Below are 17,897 nucleotides of genomic sequence, written 5' to 3'. Positions count from 1 at the left end.
TTCCTCTTGAACTTCTTATGGGCCGTCGTTATCGATTTGCTGCTACTGCAGGTCCAGCTGGTCCAGGTATTCCTTGCCGTGCTCCGAGATATGGCGCTTGCGGCCCGCTTCGTCGCTGCCCAGCAGAAGGTTGAACATGGTCTCCATCTTGGTGACGTCTTCGGACTCCACCTTGATCAGACGACGCGTCTCGGGGTTCATGGTGGTGAGCCACATCATGTCCGGGTCGTTCTCACCAAGACCCTTGGAGCGGTTGATGGAGCACTTCTGGTCGCCGATCTCCTTAAGAATGCCGTTCTTTTCGAGCTCGGTGTAGGCAAAGTAGGTCTTTTCTTTGCAGTTGATCTCGTAGAGCGGCGACTCGGCGATATACACGTAGCCTTCGTCGATAAGCGTGGGCACCAGGCGATAGAGCATGGTGAGCACGAGCGTACGGATGTGATAACCGTCGACGTCGGCGTCCGTACAGATGATGACCTTGTTCCAGTTGAGGTTGTCCAGGTCAAAGGCGCCCAGGTTCTTGATGCGCTTGTCCTTGATCTCCACACCACAGCCCAGCACGCGCATGAGGTCCATGATGATGTCGGACTTAAAGATGCGCGGATAGTCCTCCTTTAGGCAGTTGAGGATCTTGCCGCGGACGGGCATAACGCCCTGGAACTCGGCATCGCGCGAGGTGCGAATGGCGCCTGCTGCCGAGTCGCCCTCTACGATGTAGATCTCGCGGCGGCTCTTGTCCTTGGAACGGCAGTCGATGAACTTCTGCACGCGGTTGGCCATGTCGGTCTTCTGCTGCAGGTTGGTCTTGATGCTCTGGCGCGTTTTCTCGGCATTCTCGCGCGAGCGCTTGTTGATGAGCACCTGCTCCATGATCTTGTTGGCGGCATCTTTGTTCTCGATCAAGTAGGTCGAGAGGCGCTCCTTAAAGAATGCCGTCATGGCCTGCTGGATAAAGCGGTTGTTGATGGCCTTCTTGGTCTGGTTTTCGTAGGACGTTTGGGTGGAGAAGCAGTTGGTCACCAGCACCAGACAGTCCTGGACGTCCTGCCACTTAATGCCGCTCTCGTTTTTGTTGTACTTGCCCTGTTGCTTGATGTAGGCATCGATGGCGCTGGTGAGGGCGCTACGGGCCGCCTTTTCGGGTGAGCCGCCGTTCTCGAGCCAGGAGGAGTTGTGGTAGTACTCCTGCATCGTGAAAGTGCGCGAGAAGCACATGCAAGCAGTGATTTTTACGTTGTAATCGGGCAGATCCTCGCGATCGCGACCGCGACGGTCGGCCTCGATAAAGAAGGGCTCGGTAAGGTAGTCGGTACCGACCTTCTCGAGCACGTAGTCCTCGATGCCCTTGGGGTAGCAGAAGTCCTCTTCGGAAAACTCGCCGTCGTCGCCCTCGATGCGCAGCCGGAAGGTCACGTTGGCGTTGACCACGGCCTGGCGGCGCATGGTCTCGCGATACCAATCGTGGGGGATGCTGATGGAGGTAAAGACCTCAAGATCGGGGCGCCACTTGATGGTGGTGCCGGTGCGGTCCTCGTCGCTGGGCTCAATCTCGAGTGCCTTCTTTTTGGCGCCGACGACCTTGCCCTTCTTAAAGTGCAGGGAGTACTTGTTGCCGTCGCGCCAAACCGTGACGTCCATGTATTCGGAGGCGTACTGGGTTGCGCACGAGCCCAGGCCGTTGGTGCCGAGCGAGAAGTCGTAGTCGCCGCCCTGGTTGTTGTTGTACTTACCGCCGGCGTAAAGCTCGCAAAAGACGAGTTCCCAGTTAAAGCGCTTCTCGGAGGGGTTCCAGTCAAGCGGGCAGCCGCGGCCGTTGTCCTCTACCTGAATGGAGCCATCGCGAAAGGCGGTAAGGGTGATGAGCTTGCCGTAGCCCTGGCGCGCCTCGTCAACGGCGTTGGACAGGATCTCGAAGGCGGCATGCGCGCAGCCGTCGAGCCCGTCCGAGCCAAAGATGACGGCAGGGCGCAGGCGTACGCGCTCCTCGTCCTTGAGCTGACGAATACTGTCGTTACCATAGTTTGCGGTGTTTTTTGCCATGCTCGCTCTCTCGATGCTCCTTTGCCGCGTTTTAGTCATATAGATAGTCAAGGTAGCATAGCCCAGCCCTTGGGCGATTCCAACCAACACGAAATCCATCGAACAATCGTTCGGAGTTCGATGAGGTTTCGTTTACTCGCACAAAACCGAGTCGGTATTGTGCGAGTAAGTTTGAATTGCGAACCGAAGTTGTAATGTCCGCATAGCGATGACGAATGAGCCGAGTCGGCGTCTCTCACAAAAGTAACTAGGAGCTAGCGGGGCCTATCCGAATTGACCCCATTGGCGGTATCGGCTTCGAGCGCCGTGCGGCGGGCGCTGTAGGCGACGAGGCCGGCGCCTGCCGCGGCGAGTGCTGCAGCGGCTGCCGTAAGGGGAGCGCATGTATCGCCCGTGCCCGCAAGCGCGCCCGCTTTTCCGGGGCGCTTGCTATTGTTGTGGTCCTTGCCGCTGCTGGAGCTGCTTCCGCCGGAGCCGCCGCCCTTGTCAGTACCGCCGCCACTCGAGCCGCCACCGTCGTCCGCCGTCATCGGTGCATCGTGAAGCCCCGTCGTATCCGCGCTGTCGCATACGCCGACCTGAACTTCTGAGCGTTCGCATGCCGCGTCGGGCACATGAAGCTCGTGCAGTACGGCACCCAGCGCCGAGTTTGCACCCGGTCGAATTTCCTCGAGCGTTACGGGATCGAGCGCCACCAGATTATGCGCCTTCGCATACAGCGTTACGCGTTTGCCCACTTCGTCGTTCCAGCTCTCGGGGATGGCGAAGCTCATGCGGAACTGTGCCGTGCAACCCGGTGCCAGCACGGCGTTGCCGTTGTCGGCTACCAGCGGGTGCGTTGCAAAACGTGCGCCCAGCGTCTCGAGCGCGTACTTCACGTGTGCCATGTCTTTGGCCGAAGCATCCTCGGCAAGCTCTGGATCGTAGATCGAAACCATGCGTGCGTTCAGTCCGAATCTGATGGATGCGCTGGAGAACGGCTGGCTGGAGCCCTCTCGGTACAGATCGATCGTGCCGGCGGTCAGCAAGGTGTTGCCGTCGTTTCGCACCGTGACCATGAAGGATTCGCCTGCTGCTCCGGGTACCACCGCGCCCGAGGTAGCGACCGCGCCCGTCGGAGTGGCACACGCCACCAAGGGCACTTCGATGCCGTGCAGCTCTGCCTCGCTCTTCTCCGCGCTCACAATGTGCGTGGCGAGTGCGGAGAGCATGCCTCCCGACGTCAAAAATGTCGTTATCTGGTCGACGGGATGGTGCAGCTCGCACATCACGAACGGCTCCGTGAACAGATCGCCTGCCAAGGTGCTGGCGAAGATGCGGAAGTGCTTGCCCATCACTGCTACCGGGTTGCCTTCTTCGTCGTAGGTTTGTCCCACCTTGCCATCGGTGTTCTCTACATAGAGCACGCACCTGCCGTTGTTGCTTACGCTAAACGATGCCGGGCCACAGCCTGCGGCACCCACGGGCTGCGTTGCAAATGCCGATGCGCCTCGCGTCCAAGTAATATGCTGCAGTTGCTCGTTGACGGTTGCCAAAAAGCCCGAATGTTGTGGCCATGGCACCGCATGAGGTACCGTGGCGTCTGGTGACATAACGTCCCAGCACGCAATGGACTGGCCGATCACGGCGTACGATGCGCAGCCGCAACCGTCTGCGGTCTCGTACGCAACGGACACCACCATTTTGCCGTTGATATTCTCGGGCTCGCCCAGCTCGATACTCGACGGTGCTTGCGGAAAGCGGAGGACCTGACGGAACGTGAGACTGTCGCCCAAATCATCCGACCACAAGGTAAAGCATTCCAGCGCAACCTCGGCCTCGCTGCCGAGCGCCTTTTCTGCGGTGGTTCCGCGGCGGTGGAGGTAGGCACCCGACAGGCGCCCGTCGACGAGCGTCTTGCCCACCGTGATACGCGGGCACTGCAGACAATGGTAGCCATCCTCCTGAAGGCGGCCGCGCGAGATGCTGCGCCACGACGTATACGACATCACGCGAACTTCGCTATTATTTATGCGCAGGCGCACGACGGACAGTATGCCGGCTGTGCTTGCCGTATCGAAAAGGGTGTTGTCACCTGCGGGGCGCTCGCCCGAGATCAGCAGCACGTAGGCGTCCTGGTTTCCTCTTCCGTCCGTATATTCCACCACGTCGAAGTCGTAATCGAATATGCCGTCGCGCTCCACGTCGCCCTCGCCAAACCCAAGGGGAAAGTCCACGGGAGTGGGAGCGGACCACGTGCCGTTTGCCTTTGTGTGCACCACCAGGCGCGAGCGGCCATTGTCGCCGTAGCGCACCGAGGCGATACGGAACAGACATTCTACGCCGGCAATCATTGCCAGCTTCATGTGAGCTTCGCTGAGCACGCCAGTAAACAGCACGTTGTCGCTCGAGGGTTTTATGCCGCCACGCTCGTCCTCCGATACACCAGCAGAATTGGCGTTGGGGTCCGCAGCGGCGTCCTTCGCCTGCCCGATATAGGTGTACTCATACATCGGCGCGGCGTTTTCTATCAGTGTATGGACGAAATGCTCGATCTGTCCCGTGTCGTCGCTTTCTGCATCCGCCTCGAGCTCAATGCGCGTGACCGCTTGATCCCAATCGCGCACGACAGGCGCGACGTTTACGGCAGTGGCCTTAACCTCGGCGCGTGCGAGCAGCTCGGCGTTGGTGACGATGGTGGCCGATGCGATAAATTGCGGCACGCCGCCTGCCTCGGCGTTGCCGGCCGTGCCGAAGCGGGCATCCAACGTGTAAGGCGTATCTCCACCCAATGCGAGTTCAGAGCGCTGGAGCACATACTGGTTGCCATTGTTCACCGACATATTCCACGAATCGAGGAGTGTGGGCCACGACCCCGACCAAGCCTTGGTGGTCCACTTGAACATTACGAACTGGAGTATCACATCGACATCGACGTCTGCACCTACGCGCAGTCGCGGAAGCTGGTGTCCATCTGCCTTCTCGTACCCAATGAACAGCGTGAGGGATGCGGCGCCGCGCACGGCAGACGAAGCGACGCCTGCAACGCCGGCGCCAAAGGTGACGGCAAGCCCGATCTGGATGGTGAACGAGCCCGAGGTGTTTGAATAGTCGAGCGAAATGTTTTTAAAAAACGCCGCGCCGCTGCCGTGCGTGTGGGCACCCACGGCGAGCGCCAGCTTCGCCAGCACCCAGGGGTTGACGTTTAGGAAAAACGGCACCGGTCCTAGGGTAAACTGCTCGGTCCAATTGAGGTCGGTTCTTACCTGGAAGAGGGCCTTAATATTGCCAAATGCGGGGTCGTTGTTGTCACCCCAGGTTTTGCCCACCCAGTCGTAGGCGAGCGATCCGTACAGCTGTGTGGCGATATCCATCGTAAAACGCGGCGTGCAGTGGTGACGAAGCAGCTTAGTGTTCCTTGGATCGGTGCCCGAACCGGCACTCATACTTTTGTACTGATTCCACTTCCCCTCCATCTCGTCGAGGTAGCGGTTTGCCTGCTTGGCGCCCGACTCGCGCGGTGACTTCTTCCAGTACTCCGGATCCGGATTGCCCGAATCGTTCATGTAGCCGACCGGTTTGTATCCTCCGCCAAACAGCACGTATCCGGCAAAAGAGAAATCGAACAAAATGGGGAACGAGGGCATCCAGCACGTGAACTTATTGCCGCCGATGCCGGGAAACGCCGCCGGGAAATCAAACGGAGTAATCTCTTGGTCCATGGTGGTGGGGACGATAGTGGTCGAGCCCGATTCTGCCTTTGCGGCCGGCGCGGTGACAACGGCCATGGGGGAGGAGAGTGTATAGGTCTTGCCCTGATAGTCGAGGACAAAGCGCAGCTTGCATCCTTCCTCCAGAAGGCCCGAAGCTGCATCGAGGAACGTGTCTTCGAGTGTGAACGTTGCCAGATTATCCGAACCCGATGCACTGGCCTTGACTTGGCCAATTTGCGTGACGGTTTCGGATGAGCTGCTCGTGGCGGGCATTACCTTGTTGATGCACAGCGTTGCCTGTCCACCCTGTGGCAGATGTGCCTGCACGGTAAAGGCGTGCGTGTCGGGTTGGTCGTTTCCGGCGTCGTCCTTCGGCAGTGCCATGAACGTGGCGTCGGCGTACTGGATGTCCCACTCGTCGAACGTAAGCTGGCGAAAGTACGGCTCACCGTCGGAAAGCGGACGTGTGGGCGCGGTAATGGCGGTGCCGCCCTGGATGCGCGTGAGGGGGATCTCGACATCACGGTAGCCCGCCATGCTGATGGAGATGCCACCGTTAAAGTCGTACGCGTCGAGAAGCGTTGCCTGGTCCACGTAGCCTTCCGAAAGCGGCGCGACCTCAAAGATGGCCGTGCCCTCGTCGTCGGTAGTGGCGGAGATCTGCTTGCCCGCGGCATAACGCGACGCGAGCGTGACCTGGGCTCCCTTGATGGGCATATTCTTGTTGGCGACGTCGACCACGACCACACCAAACATGGTGCGCGAGAGAACGAGCACCTTGAAGGGGTCTTCTTCGTCGGCATAGGCCTCGGTGGGGGCGAATGGCAGTATGAAGGCGTTTGCGCTGCTCGGCACGCGAGGCAGCATGATGCCTGCCAGCGAGGATGCTCCGGCGATAAGTAGCGAACGACGATCAAGCATTTTGGGCTCCCATCCCGCAAATAACGGAGGAAATAATCCTATTTTGCGAGAAGGTGCCCCGTGGCGGTAGTGCCGTTCAAGGGTCAAAATGTCCAAATTGATCGAGCGAAGCGCCGGGTTCCGGAACGCGTTCGATGCGCTTGGCAGCCCGGTCGCTAACGCAACATATGCGCGACCAGCTCGGCGCGAGTTCCGATACCAAGCTTGGCATACACTCCTGATAGGCGGTTTTTAACAGTGCCCGGCGATACTTCCATGTGGCGTGCGATTTCGGCGTTGGTCCATCCGCGGCAGGCGAGCATGGCCATGGTGAACTCCGTGGTCGTTAAATCGTCGGCCACGTCCTCGCCCGAATCGGGGTTGTGGATACGCCGCCAGCCGTAGCTGAATCGATACGTAATCTCGATGATGCGTGCGAAATCGTCAGGGTATTGCGCTTTTAGGCACGCCTCGATGAGCCCCTGTAAAAGGCCGTGGTGCTCGCCAATGAGCTTGATAAGGCCGTCGGGGCGCGCATTGTCCCAAGCGGCTCCGAAATGTGCCTTTGCGGCGTCGATGTCCTTGAGGCTCATGCATGCCATGGAAGCCGCCAGGTGCAGGAACAGTTCCGAGATGGGATAGCTTCCCTGTTTCATGATCAGGGCATTTTCCACCATGCCCAGGCTGCGGCCGTATTCGCCGCGCAGATACAAGGCGTGCGCCATCACGTAGCTGGCGAACAGGCGCAGGCCTTCGGGTAAATGCGCCGCAAGCGGATAAAACTCTTCGGCGGAATACGGGGAAGGCAAGTGCAGCAGGACGCTCGCGGCCGAGGCGAACAGGATATGCATGGCGTGGACGGCAGGCGATTCCTCGTCGGCCGGCGTATCGAGGATGCCAGTAAGGCACCGGCGGGCATCGGCGATACGGTTGAGCGACAGACTGGCGTATCCGCAGATAAAGCATGCGGAATAGCGCAGCGCGGGGTCGGTGGCGTCAAGATAGGGGCGCGCCGTCTTGGCAGCGAGGGTGGCCTGTCCGCGAAAGTACAGCGCTTCTGCCGTGGCAATGGCGCGCGAATCGGGGTCGGAAATGCCTGCAACCGCAGCGTCAATCTGCCCCGGCACAAAGGCGGTGCACATCAACGGCATGGGAACGCAAGGGTAGCCATCGCAGTCCATCTTCCATCTCCCAACAGCTGGCAACAATAGCAGCAATTGTACTCCTGTTACTCGGGACTGGAATTTGCGGGTATGGCATACGATTACGCAGAACGTATAAAGGAAGAGTCTATTGGCGATGCTGCCAAGGTGGCTACCGAAGCCTAGCTGAGCTCGACAATAGGAAAAATTGCCACCCCTGCAAAAAGCTTTGTCGCAGCGATGGGAAACACATCTTGTTCTGCATATAATGAGGTCATATGACGGTGCGTCTGCATACGTGTGACGCATTCCCATCGAACCGAAAAGGAGCTTTGCATGGATTCCAACAAGCGTCCCGACGACATGGTGCGTATCACCACTTCCGAACTTGCCCAGGTGTTCATCGATGAGCAGGTCGCTGCAATCCGCGAGCAGATCGGCGACAAGAAGGTCCTGCTGGCCCTTTCCGGTGGTGTCGACAGTTCGGTTGTCGCGGCCCTACTCATCAAGGCCATCGGCAAGCAGCTTATCTGCGTGCACGTGAACCACGGCCTGATGCGTAAGGGCGAGAGCGAGCAAGTCGTCGACGTCTTCAAGAACCAGATGGACGCCAACCTGGTCTATGTGGACGCGACCGATCGCTTCTTGGATAAGCTCGTGGACGTCGAGGAGCCCGAGGCCAAGCGCAAAATCATCGGCGCCGAGTTCATTCGCGTGTTCGAGGAGGAGGCCCGCAAGGTTGGCGACGAGGTCAGCTTCCTCGCCCAGGGCACCATCTACCCCGACATCCTGGAGTCCCAGGATGGCGTGAAGGCCCACCACAACGTGGGTGGCCTGCCCGAGGACCTGCAGTTTGAGCTTTGCGAGCCCGTCAAGCTGCTGTACAAGGACGAGGTCCGCGTCGTGGGCCGCGAGCTCGGTCTGCCCGAGAACATGGTCGAGCGTCAGCCGTTCCCCGGTCCCGGCCTGGGCGTCCGCTGCCTTGGTGCCATCACCCGCGACCGTCTTGAGGCGCTGCGCGAAGCCGACGCCATCGTGCGCGAGGAGATCGACAAGGCAGGTCTGACCATCTGGCAGTACTTCGCCGTGGTGCCCGACTTCCGTGCCACCGGCGTGCGCGAGGGCAAGCGCGCCTACGACTGGCCCTGCATCATCCGCTGCATCAACACCGTCGACGTGATGACCGCCGAGGTGCCTGAGCTCGACTGGGCACTGCTCAAGCGTATTACCGCTCGCGTCACAGCCGAGGTTCCCGGCATCTGCCGTGTGTGCTACGACCTCACGCCCAAGCCCGTCGGCACCGTTGAGTGGGAGTAAGCTTTTTGGGCTGCTTTGATCATAGTTCCATGAATGGGGAGGCCTCGCGCGATTGCGCGGGGCCTTCTTTTTCGAAAAGGGCTGCCGTCGTGGTGTTGCCACTTTCCATCGTGCTTGTCATCGCCTCTGGTGTTGCTCCTGAGCAGGGCTGGTTTGCGACGAGAACTAGCAGGGCTTGTTGGTGGCACGAGCGAAGCAGGTTGTTTCGCATTGAGCGCTCCGGGCAGAAGAAGGCCATAATGGAGTGTGCGCACAATTTGTTTTAGAGGAGGATGCCGCATGGCAAAAGACGAACAAACAGGCTGGATTGTTGAGATGCTCATGGCCAGTGTGTCGGTGGCGCCCGCGGCTCTTTTGGAAGAGGTTATGGCAGATGAGCGCTGCGTGGCTTTTGGCCCCATCCACCATTTTATTGTGGGCGCGGTGCTGCTTGCGTGCTGGCGCAACGCCGAAGCATCTGGGGAGCGAGATGCGATGCTCAAAGACGATCTTGCCGATTTGATGTCTCGTTCGGATTGCGTGCCGGGGGCAACGTGTGCCCGCTGGGGCATGTGCGGGGCAGCTGCGTCTGCGGGCATGGCATATGCAATCGTGCGCGGCAATGCGCCGCTGCGCAGTGAAGGCTGGCAGGAGGGGCAGTTAATGGTTTCGGAGCTGCTTGCCGCCATCGCGCGCTCGGGAAGCCCACGGTGCTGCAAGCGAGATTCGCGCGTGGCGATTCGTGAGGCCGTTTCGTTTTTTAACGCGCTCGGCGGACCACAGCTTAAAGCATGGGAGAAGACGCCGGCCTGCGATAGCTATGCGGCCAATACAGTGTGCATGGGCGAAAAGTGTCCGTATCATCCGTCCTTTATCATCCAATAGGGAATCGGGTGCCCCAATAAGGGTCGGGCAGATGTGACAAAGTGACAGTTCCTTTGTCACATTATCGACGGTATGCGCGGGATGGCGCGCCACGCGGCATGCCGTCCCGTTCGTTTTTTGGTGCGGTTTGTTACATTCCTCACTGGCGCCGGTAAAAAATGGGGATAGAGTAGGACAAACGCGTCGAATACGAACGGCGGGGGAGAGCGGGCAAGGTGCCTGCGCAGGAGAGGTTGCCGTCCATGCTGGAGCTCAAAGGAATTTGCAAAAGGTACGTTACGCAGTCGTTTACGCAGGTGGCGCTCGACAGCGTGAGCCTGTCTTTTCGGGATAACGAGTTCGTGGCCATTCTGGGGCCCTCGGGTTCGGGTAAGACCACGATGCTCAACGTTATCGGCGGACTCGACCACTTTGACTCGGGTGACCTGCTGATCGACGGTATTTCGACCAAGGACTTTCACGATCGCGATTGGGATGCCTATCGCAACAACCGCATCGGCTTTGTGTTCCAAAGCTATAACCTCATTCCGCATCAGACCATTTTGGAAAACGTGGAGCTGGCGCTTGCGCTCACGGGCGTGGGGCACGCCGAGCGCCGCCAACGTGCGCGCAAGGCGCTCGAGGCCGTTGGTCTGGGCGAGCACGTGAACAAGCGCCCGAGTCAGCTTTCGGGTGGACAGATGCAGCGCGTGGCCATCGCCCGCGCCCTGATTAATGATCCCGAGATTGTGTTGGCAGACGAGCCGACTGGCGCCTTGGATTCCACAACGTCCGTGCAGGTCATGGACTTGCTCAAGGACGTCGCGCGCGACCGTCTGGTTATCATGGTCACGCATAATCCCGATCTGGCGTACGAGTACGCCACGCGCATCGTCAACCTGGCGGACGGCAAGATTACCGACGATTCTGATCCTTTCGATGTCGCTGACGCCACGCGCCGCGAGGCCAAGCCTACGCGCAAAACCTCGATGAGCTTTGTGACGGCGCTGGGGCTTTCTGCCCGAAACCTTATGACCAAGAAGGGCCGTACGGCCATGACGGCCTTTGCGGGCTCGATTGGCATTATTGGCATCGCGGCGATTTTGGCGCTGTCCAATGGCGTAAACGGCTACATCAAAAAGGTCGAGGAGGATACGCTTTCGAGCTACCCGCTTACCATTTCCAAGCAGGATTACGACCTGTCGTCCATGATGGGCGAACAGGGGGCCACGGATGACGATACGTCCAAGAACGAGGGTTCGTCCGACGACGGTGCCGACGGCAAGGCTCAGGGAACCAAAAAGATTCCCGTGGTCACGGCCGTAAAGGACATGTTTGCAAGTGTTAAGTCCAACGATATGACGAGCTTTAAGGCATGGCTCGATGCCGGCGGCGACGGTATCGACAAAGAGGTCAATGCCATCCAGTACGGTTACGGCGTGACGCCGGTTGTCTATCGTGCCGGCAAGGGCGATGAGAAGCCTGTCCGGCTGGTGCCCAACGCTATGACCGAGGCCATGAGCGGTGGTGCGAGCTCGGCGGCAACGGTGAGCATGGACTCCATGGGGACCTCGGTCTTTAACGAGATGATCGACGATCAGAGTCTGCTCGACAGCCAGTACGATGTCGTCGCCGGCCATTGGCCTACGTCTGCTCACGAAGCCGTAATGGTGCTTTCGAGCCGTGGAACGGTGGGCGACTATACGCTTTACAGCATCGGTGCGCTGGATATCGATGAGCTCAACGACCTGGTGAACAGTGCCATGGCCGCCGACGGTAAAATTGAGACGCCTGAGAGCGGCGCCGACTTTACTTACGACGATGCGCTGTCCACGACGTTTAAGGTGTTGTCGCCGGCCGATGCTTATCGCAAAAACGAAGAGACCGGCATGTGGACTGACATGTCTGGCGACGCAGACTTTATGACGGCCAAGGTTGCCGACGGTATTGACGTGCACATTGTGGGCGTGGTGCGACCTAACGAGACGGCCAATGCGAGCGCGTTATCTCCGGGCATTGCCTATACGCATGCGTTGACTCGCCAGCTTATGGAGCGCGCCGCCGATTCGCAGATTGTGCAAGAGCAACTTGCCCACCCCGAGACGGATGTCTTTACGGGCAAAACTTTCGACGAACTGCAAGGCGAGGCCAAGCAAGGCGTGGATCTGGGCAGTATGTTCAGTGTGGACGAGGCGGCGCTCAAGAGCGCGTTCTCGTTCGATGCGTCTGCACTCTCGGGTGCTGCCGGTGGCATGGATTTTTCGGGCATCGATTTGTCGGGCCTGGATATTGATCTTTCGGGCGTTGGCAAAGACATCGACTTAAGCGACATCATGGCCAAAGCGCCGACCCCCGATTTCTCGGGCATCTTTGACGGTCTGGAGCTCACGCCCGAGCAAATGCAACAGGTGGGAACGCTTGCCAACCAACTATTTGAGGGCTTTTTGCAGTCTGATCAGTTTAGGGCGCTGTCACCCGAAGATCTCAAAGACGCGTCAAAGCTTGCTGCCGCATTCTCGGCGTATCTCGAGAACGATGTTGTGGCGCAGCAGTGCCTGGCGCAGCTCAAGGCGCTCGGCGGCGATGCCCTGGGCGAGCGCCTGCAACAGGCGATGACCGACTATGTCCAAAATCAGTTGGCTCCGTATCTGCAGCAGGCTATGGATCAGGTGATGAAGGCGATCAGCGAGCAGGTGGCAACAACCGTGTCGACCCAGCTTAAGGCCGGCGCGGCAGGGCTCATGGACCAGATGGTGACGCAGATGTCTTCGAGTTTTGCCAACCTGGCGAGCGCCATGCGCGTGGATGCGAGCGCCTTTGCTCGTGCCATCCACTTCAACATGGACGCCGAGGACCTGAGCTCGCTCATGATGAGCTATGCCAAGGCGTCGAAGCTCACCTACGACAACAATCTGACCACGTTGGGCTACGCGGATGAAGCGGATCCCATCTCGGTCAAGATTTTCCCGCGTGACTTTGAGGCCAAGGAGCGCGTACTTGACCATATCGATGCGTACAACAAGCAGGTCAAAGCCGCCGGCCACGACGAGCAGGCAATCTCGTACACCGACTACATGGGCATCATCATGGGCTCGGTGACTGATATCGTGAATACCATCAGCTTGGTGCTCATCGCGTTCGTGAGCATCAGCCTGGTCGTGAGCTCCATCATGATTGGCATCATCACCTACATCAGCGTGCTGGAGCGCAAAAAGGAGATTGGCATCCTGCGCGCGATCGGCGCGTCGAAGCGCAACGTGGCCAACGTATTCAATGCCGAGACCTTTATCGAGGGCCTCATTGCCGGTGTCTTTGCCATTGTCGTTGTGGTGCTCGTGAGTTTTCCGGTTAATGCCTGGGCGCTTGCTGCCAAACAGGTACCCAATCTGATGAGCCTGCCCGTGCAGGATGCGCTGGCGCTCATTGCAATTTCGGTGCTGCTGACGGTCGTTGCCGGCCTGCTGCCGGCCCGCAGTGCATCCAAAAAAGACCCCGTGGAAGCCCTGCGCTCCGAATAATGTGACAAAGGGACTGTCCCTTTGTCACATTGAGTGACATGTAAATCGAGGTCTAATACTTTTCCCGAGAAGTGAACGAGTCAAAATGGACCCCCGAAGCATCGACACTTTTGAGATGTAATTTCCTGCGGTTTTGCCAGCCAAATCCTGCGGGTTTGGCGTCTAAAAATGTCGATGCTTCGGGGGTTCAAATATAGCCGTTCACTTCTCGGGAAAAGTATTAGACCTTGAGATATAGACGGCGTTTGCGAGCGTCAATTAGAGCGTAAGTTGCTAGTCCTCCTTTGCGGAGAGCATGAGGCTAATTTCCGGATGGGTGTACTTGTCGAACTCTTCTTTGGGCTCGGCGTCAAAGGTGTAGTACGACTTGATAGATTCGTCCTCCGTCTTGATGCTGATTTCTTCATATAGGGATCCGGCTAAAAATGCCTGTTTAAATTTATCCGACAGGCTGCATGGCGTGAGGAGGCCCGGTGTGGCAACGGAAATGTCCAACCCGTTGACCGGGGGGCGTATAGTGTCGCGATATCCTGCTCGCTGCAGGCGAGGTTGTATGCAAGGCTTGCCTCGGGGTCGATCTGACTGGTGTAATCGACGTCCGTGAGCATGCCATCTGCATCGAAAGAAAGGTAGACATAGGCTGCTTGAGCGCCGAGGTCATTATCACGCAGATAGCCGATAATGCGGTAGCCGTAGTCGTGATACGACTCGTATGGGTCGTCTGCCGCGACGCGTTTGCACACGGGCTCCAAGGCATCTTGCGCGGCGAGCACGCCGGCGACCTCCGCGGAGCGGTCTTTGTTGGTTTGGGCTACCGCAAGCCTGCTCTGTAGCTCCTTCCACTGTTTGCCCTGCATTCCAAAGCGCGGCGCAAGAGCGCAATAGCAAAAGATGACGAGTTCGATTGCGGTGAGTGCAATGGCGGTATACATGCCCGCGGGTTGGAATTCCTTTTGGTGGAACGCGATATCGTTGATCATTTGGAACGGCAACATCAACAGGCATGCTACGAACGACATGACGAGTGCGGTCGCTGCGATCTTGGGGTACGTGCAGTACCGCTGGATGCGTTTCTTTTCTTGCTCGGTGAGCAGCTGCATGGGGCCTCGACTCTCATCGTTTTTCGAGGGCGATGCGCACACGCTCTTGAGTATAGATGAGTGGAGGGTGTCTGTTGTTCAGACATGGCGGTCAGCAGCGTGCTGTTGGCGATCGCTTGATCGCGAACGTCCTCTTTTGGACAAGGAAAAAGTGGCGAGTGAGGGAGCTGCTGTGGGGCGGCCCTGCTTGCTGTTTGCGGGCGCCATTCACCTTCGTTGCACAGGGATGGTCGGAGGGCTGGTTGGTGTCAAGCAACCGCCTCCGCCTTGTGGGCCGCCTCAAGGACAAGGCATAATGCATGTGACAAAGGGGCGGTTCCTTTGCCGCATTGATTTGAGAGTAGATGTTGATGATTCTATCGTTGGCCCCCATGGAGGGGATTACCGGGCATGTGTTCCGTCGCGTGCATGCGGAGTGCTTCGGTGCGCTCGACTGCTATTACACGCCGTTTTTGCCGCCGCCGCGGGTGGGCAACCGCTTTGGCGGCAAGGCGTTTAAGGAAATCGATCCGGCTAACAACCAAGGGCTTAACGTGGCGCCTCAGCTGATGTCCAAGAACGCGGATGAGTTTGTGTGGGCGGCGCGCGTGCTCGCCGACATGGGTTACCGCGAGGTTAATCTCAACCTTGGTTGCCCCTCGGGTACGGTTGTTGCCAAGGGTAAAGGATCGGGCTTCTTGCGCAACTTGGACGAGCTCGAGGTGTTCTTGAGTGACGTGTGCGAGCGATCGCCGTTGCCGGTGTCGGTAAAAACCAGGCTGGGGCTGGAGAGCGACGACGAATACGAGCGCGTGCTCGACCTGTACTGTCGCATGCCGCTGGCAGAGTTGATCGTGCATCCGCGCGTACAGAAGGATCGCTATACGGGCTCGCCGCGCAAAGAGTTTTATGGCGAGACGTTGGAGCGGGCACCGTTTCCGGTGGCATACAACGGCGATATTTTTGATCTTGAGGACATGGAGGCGCTGGTGGAGGCCTATCCCGGCACACGTCATGTAATGCTGGGGCGTGGCTTGCTTGCGAACCCCGCGCTGGCTCGCATGGTCAAGGGCGGCCCTGCTGCCACGGCAGCCGAACTGCAGCGCTTCCACGACATGCTGTTTGCGGCATATGCAGAAGAGATTGGCGGCAACGCGGTCTTTCGCATGAAGGAGTGGTGGTTCTACGCTAAATGCGCCTTCGCCGATCCTGCTACCGTTCACAAACTCGTACGCAAGACTAAAAAGGTCGACGAATACCGCGCCGCCGTCGATCGCGTCTTTCGCGAGCAGCCACTTGCGCCCATAGCCCGCTTCCACGGTTAGCTAGTCATTGGGGACGTTCTTTAACGGCTAGTCATTTAAGAACGTCCCCAATGACTATGTTGCAAAAGCTGTACGTCAGCATCCAAAGATATCGAAAAATGTCGACTTTGGATGCTGGCGTACATGTTTGGATTCGGTGGGGGACTAGGCAATCATTGCGTCAAGGGTAATGAGTTCTCTGAGTCGCTCTGTGCGTGTTTGCCCATGGCGCTTTGCCTTCTCGTCAAACGCTTCAAGAACCGATTCACCCACACGTGCCGATAAAACAACGCTTGGCTCATCAGAGATCGACGGCCTTCCCAGCTTGATGGTGCGACCCTTCGGCCACTCATCTTTTTCGTATGCCTCCGCGGCTTTCTCCAACTCTCCGGGGGCAAATCCGATCATCTTTTCGAGTTGCTTAGCGTCCATAGCGCCTCCTATCGATCGATCCCGATTTCCCTGAGCACCTTGCGCGTAGGAGGGACAAGGGCGTGGTAAATGATATAGCCATCTCGATTGGAGCAATATCGAGCGATGAGCTCCATGAGACGGCTTCTTCCATCAAGTCCAACGAGAACGTAATCGATACCTCCGTTTTCAAGATCACGCCTGAACCATGCAAAAGCGGAGTTCCAGGCGCAGGTGATATCCGTCTCCGTCAGCCCGTGTTTGAGGGCGTGGGGGTGGATTGCGATGAGCTCCATAAGGGCCTCTCTTTTTGTATACAGTTTTGTAAACAAAAATGCAAGCAGTTAATAGGCTTAAGCGACTTGTTTTGATTGGACTTTTCGATGTAAAGCCGACATCGGAGGCTCCACTACTCCTTCGCTTTTTAGTTCGGTATGTGAACGTCCGTTGAACTCCCAGAGGAGAGCGTTTTCATAGATTATCGAGAGGAGCTTGGAGACTTCGGCTGTTTTCTTGCGTTCGTAAAACTCGGGCCGTACGACAATCAATAAGAAAGCTGCGTCTTCGGTAATTTGCTGTGCTGTCGGCATACCGTTGAGTCCAACGGAACGCAAAAGCTTTGTCATGATGAAATCGAACTCATCTTCTCTTGCATGGAGATCGGATGCCTTAATCTCAGGGTCTCTCAGGACGTACTGCTTGAGTCGTTCGACAGATCGACTGCACTTTATATGCCCGCAGATGACTTCGTCATAACTGAGCCTTTTGATTGGGAGACGTTCGTGACCGGCGAAGATGGCTGCCACTCTGATGCCAACGCGCCGTTCGCGCAGCGCGCGCATCTCACCGGTGTATTCGCTGCGTCGTTCATATTTTCGATAGGAGTATCCGTAGTCATCGTAGTAATAAGGGGCTTCATCGACAGCGTCATCGAGCTCAGGCGCTATGAGATAGAGTTTTCCATCTCTGGATATGACGCAGGGATTGTCGATTTGCCCCGATTCGTTCCTGATTTGCCAAATAGTTTCATTTATCTCAAATCTCGAGACTGGATTGGGGGCACAGGAGTTGTAGAGCTCAATAAGTTCATCGAGTAAAATGATTCCACAGGCATCTGTGTAGGCGCGGGCGAAGCGCCGTACTTCTTGATTTGATTCAAGCACACGGCGCTCCCAAGCATCCAAAACGTCCTGCGGACTTCGATAGCGGGCATGACGATCGATGCGCGATGCGCTCCAACGGTTATCAGCGGCAACGTTCATCAGATCCAAGCGCAGATCTTTGTCGGCGATGCGAGCGAGCGACTGATAGTGTTCTAGATCAAGCTCTGGTCGAAAACTCATGTCTTCCGGAACAGTTCGTGCGAGCTTTATGCAACGCTTGAGATAGGTCGGGCCCAGGCTTGGGCTAAAGTGCTGCTTGAGGTGGCAAGCGATGGGCGAGAGTAGGCCATTTAGATTGGAAATGGGGTATCCGGCAATCTCTTGCTCGAGACGGCGCCCGATGAGCAGAGCCCCTTCCGAAGAGGCCTCATGGTCGGTGCCTTTCTGGCCGAGGTGTTTGGCCTCGACAATCCTGCTGATATCCGAGCAGGTGTTTGAAATAATGTCGGGTGAAAGGGTTGGTATCTTTTTTGCCATAGCGATGCGCT

11 protein-coding genes are annotated in these 17,897 nt (G+C 57.9%); 4 read left to right on the top strand and 7 right to left on the bottom strand.

Going from position 1 to position 17,897, the window contains the following annotated elements; genetic code table 11:
* Window positions 1–42 precede the first annotated feature (42 nt).
* The 3 genes from ACTQV3_RS05705 to ACTQV3_RS05695 form a co-directional block, all read right to left on the bottom strand.
* On the bottom strand, window positions 43–2,040 hold the full coding sequence (locus tag ACTQV3_RS05705) for a DNA gyrase/topoisomerase IV subunit B (protein ID WP_441068628.1): 1,998 nt from the start codon (window positions 2,038–2,040) through the stop codon (window positions 43–45).
* A gap of 254 nt (window positions 2,041–2,294) precedes the next feature.
* Window positions 2,295–6,653 carry a hypothetical protein gene (locus ACTQV3_RS05700; RefSeq protein ID WP_441068626.1) on the bottom strand — a complete coding sequence of 1,453 codons (4,359 nt, stop codon included), beginning with the start codon at window positions 6,651–6,653 and terminating at the stop codon, window positions 2,295–2,297.
* A 155-nt stretch (window positions 6,654–6,808) separates the two neighbouring features.
* Complete coding sequence (locus tag ACTQV3_RS05695) at window positions 6,809–7,813, bottom strand: helix-turn-helix domain-containing protein (protein ID WP_441068624.1); 1,005 nt, start codon at window positions 7,811–7,813, stop codon at window positions 6,809–6,811.
* 297 nt (window positions 7,814–8,110) lie between these two features.
* On the opposite strand from ACTQV3_RS05695, the gene guaA reads away from it, so the two are divergent.
* The 3 genes from guaA (at window position 8,111) to ACTQV3_RS05680 (ending at window position 13,452) form a co-directional block, all read left to right on the top strand.
* Window positions 8,111–9,091, top strand: a complete 981-nt coding sequence (gene guaA, locus ACTQV3_RS05690; protein ID WP_427794284.1) for a glutamine-hydrolyzing GMP synthase — start codon at window positions 8,111–8,113, stop codon at window positions 9,089–9,091.
* 279 nt (window positions 9,092–9,370) lie between these two features.
* Window positions 9,371–9,955, top strand: coding sequence for a DUF5714 domain-containing protein (locus ACTQV3_RS05685; protein WP_441068622.1), 585 nt, complete (start codon window positions 9,371–9,373; stop codon window positions 9,953–9,955).
* A 242-nt stretch (window positions 9,956–10,197) separates the two neighbouring features.
* Entirely contained in the window at window positions 10,198–13,452 is a 3,255-nt protein-coding gene (locus ACTQV3_RS05680; RefSeq protein WP_441068620.1) for an ABC transporter ATP-binding protein/permease, read from the top strand.
* Between the two features lie 419 nt (window positions 13,453–13,871).
* On the opposite strand, the gene ACTQV3_RS05675 is transcribed toward ACTQV3_RS05680, so the two are convergent.
* The gene (locus tag ACTQV3_RS05675; protein WP_441068618.1) at window positions 13,872–14,552 is read right to left on the bottom strand and encodes a hypothetical protein; all 681 of its coding nucleotides are present in this window, start codon (window positions 14,550–14,552) and stop codon (window positions 13,872–13,874) included.
* 350 nt (window positions 14,553–14,902) lie between these two features.
* Here ACTQV3_RS05675 and ACTQV3_RS05670 point away from each other — a divergent pair, with 350 nt between their 5' ends.
* Window positions 14,903–15,856 (top strand): tRNA dihydrouridine synthase, encoded by a 954-nt coding sequence (locus ACTQV3_RS05670; RefSeq protein WP_441068616.1) that lies wholly within the window; start codon window positions 14,903–14,905, stop codon window positions 15,854–15,856.
* A 144-nt stretch (window positions 15,857–16,000) separates the two neighbouring features.
* Here the strand turns inward: ACTQV3_RS05670 and ACTQV3_RS05665 are convergent, their stop codons facing one another.
* Genes ACTQV3_RS05665 through ACTQV3_RS05655 form a run of 3 tightly spaced genes read right to left on the bottom strand, consistent with a single transcriptional unit; the run spans window position 16,001 to window position 17,886 of the window.
* Window positions 16,001–16,267, bottom strand: coding sequence for a ribbon-helix-helix protein, CopG family (locus ACTQV3_RS05665; protein WP_154516940.1), 267 nt, complete (start codon window positions 16,265–16,267; stop codon window positions 16,001–16,003).
* 8 nt (window positions 16,268–16,275) lie between these two features.
* Window positions 16,276–16,542 carry a hypothetical protein gene (locus ACTQV3_RS05660; protein WP_154516943.1) on the bottom strand — a complete coding sequence of 89 codons (267 nt, stop codon included), beginning with the start codon at window positions 16,540–16,542 and terminating at the stop codon, window positions 16,276–16,278.
* 57 nt (window positions 16,543–16,599) lie between these two features.
* Entirely contained in the window at window positions 16,600–17,886 is a 1,287-nt protein-coding gene (locus ACTQV3_RS05655; protein ID WP_441535974.1) for a hypothetical protein, read from the bottom strand.
* Window positions 17,887–17,897: the final 11 nt, after the last annotated feature.

The sequence above is a fragment of the Collinsella sp. LCP19S3_A7 genome, from assembly GCF_052121995.1.
GTDB lineage: Bacteria > Actinomycetota > Coriobacteriia > Coriobacteriales > Coriobacteriaceae > Collinsella.
The sequence above is the reverse complement of the archived record's forward strand: the minus strand, read 5'-3'. Positions and strand labels throughout refer to the sequence as shown.

Coding starts and splice junctions, on each gene's coding strand:
- ACTQV3_RS05675 (WP_441068618.1), bottom strand. CDS start 14,552: ATGCAGCTGCTCACCGAGCAAGAAAAGAAACGCATCCAGCGGTACTGC.
- ACTQV3_RS05685 (WP_441068622.1), top strand. CDS start 9,371: ATGGCAAAAGACGAACAAACAGGCTGGATTGTTGAGATGCTCATGGCC.
- ACTQV3_RS05695 (WP_441068624.1), bottom strand. CDS start 7,813: ATGGACTGCGATGGCTACCCTTGCGTTCCCATGCCGTTGATGTGCACC.
- guaA (WP_427794284.1), top strand. CDS start 8,111: ATGGATTCCAACAAGCGTCCCGACGACATGGTGCGTATCACCACTTCC.
- ACTQV3_RS05700 (WP_441068626.1), bottom strand. CDS start 6,653: ATGCTTGATCGTCGTTCGCTACTTATCGCCGGAGCATCCTCGCTGGCA.
- ACTQV3_RS05670 (WP_441068616.1), top strand. CDS start 14,903: ATGATTCTATCGTTGGCCCCCATGGAGGGGATTACCGGGCATGTGTTC.
- ACTQV3_RS05665 (WP_154516940.1), bottom strand. CDS start 16,267: ATGGACGCTAAGCAACTCGAAAAGATGATCGGATTTGCCCCCGGAGAG.
- ACTQV3_RS05705 (WP_441068628.1), bottom strand. CDS start 2,040: ATGGCAAAAAACACCGCAAACTATGGTAACGACAGTATTCGTCAGCTC.
- ACTQV3_RS05655 (WP_441535974.1), bottom strand. CDS start 17,886: ATGGCAAAAAAGATACCAACCCTTTCACCCGACATTATTTCAAACACC.
- ACTQV3_RS05660 (WP_154516943.1), bottom strand. CDS start 16,542: ATGGAGCTCATCGCAATCCACCCCCACGCCCTCAAACACGGGCTGACG.
- ACTQV3_RS05680 (WP_441068620.1), top strand. CDS start 10,198: ATGCTGGAGCTCAAAGGAATTTGCAAAAGGTACGTTACGCAGTCGTTT.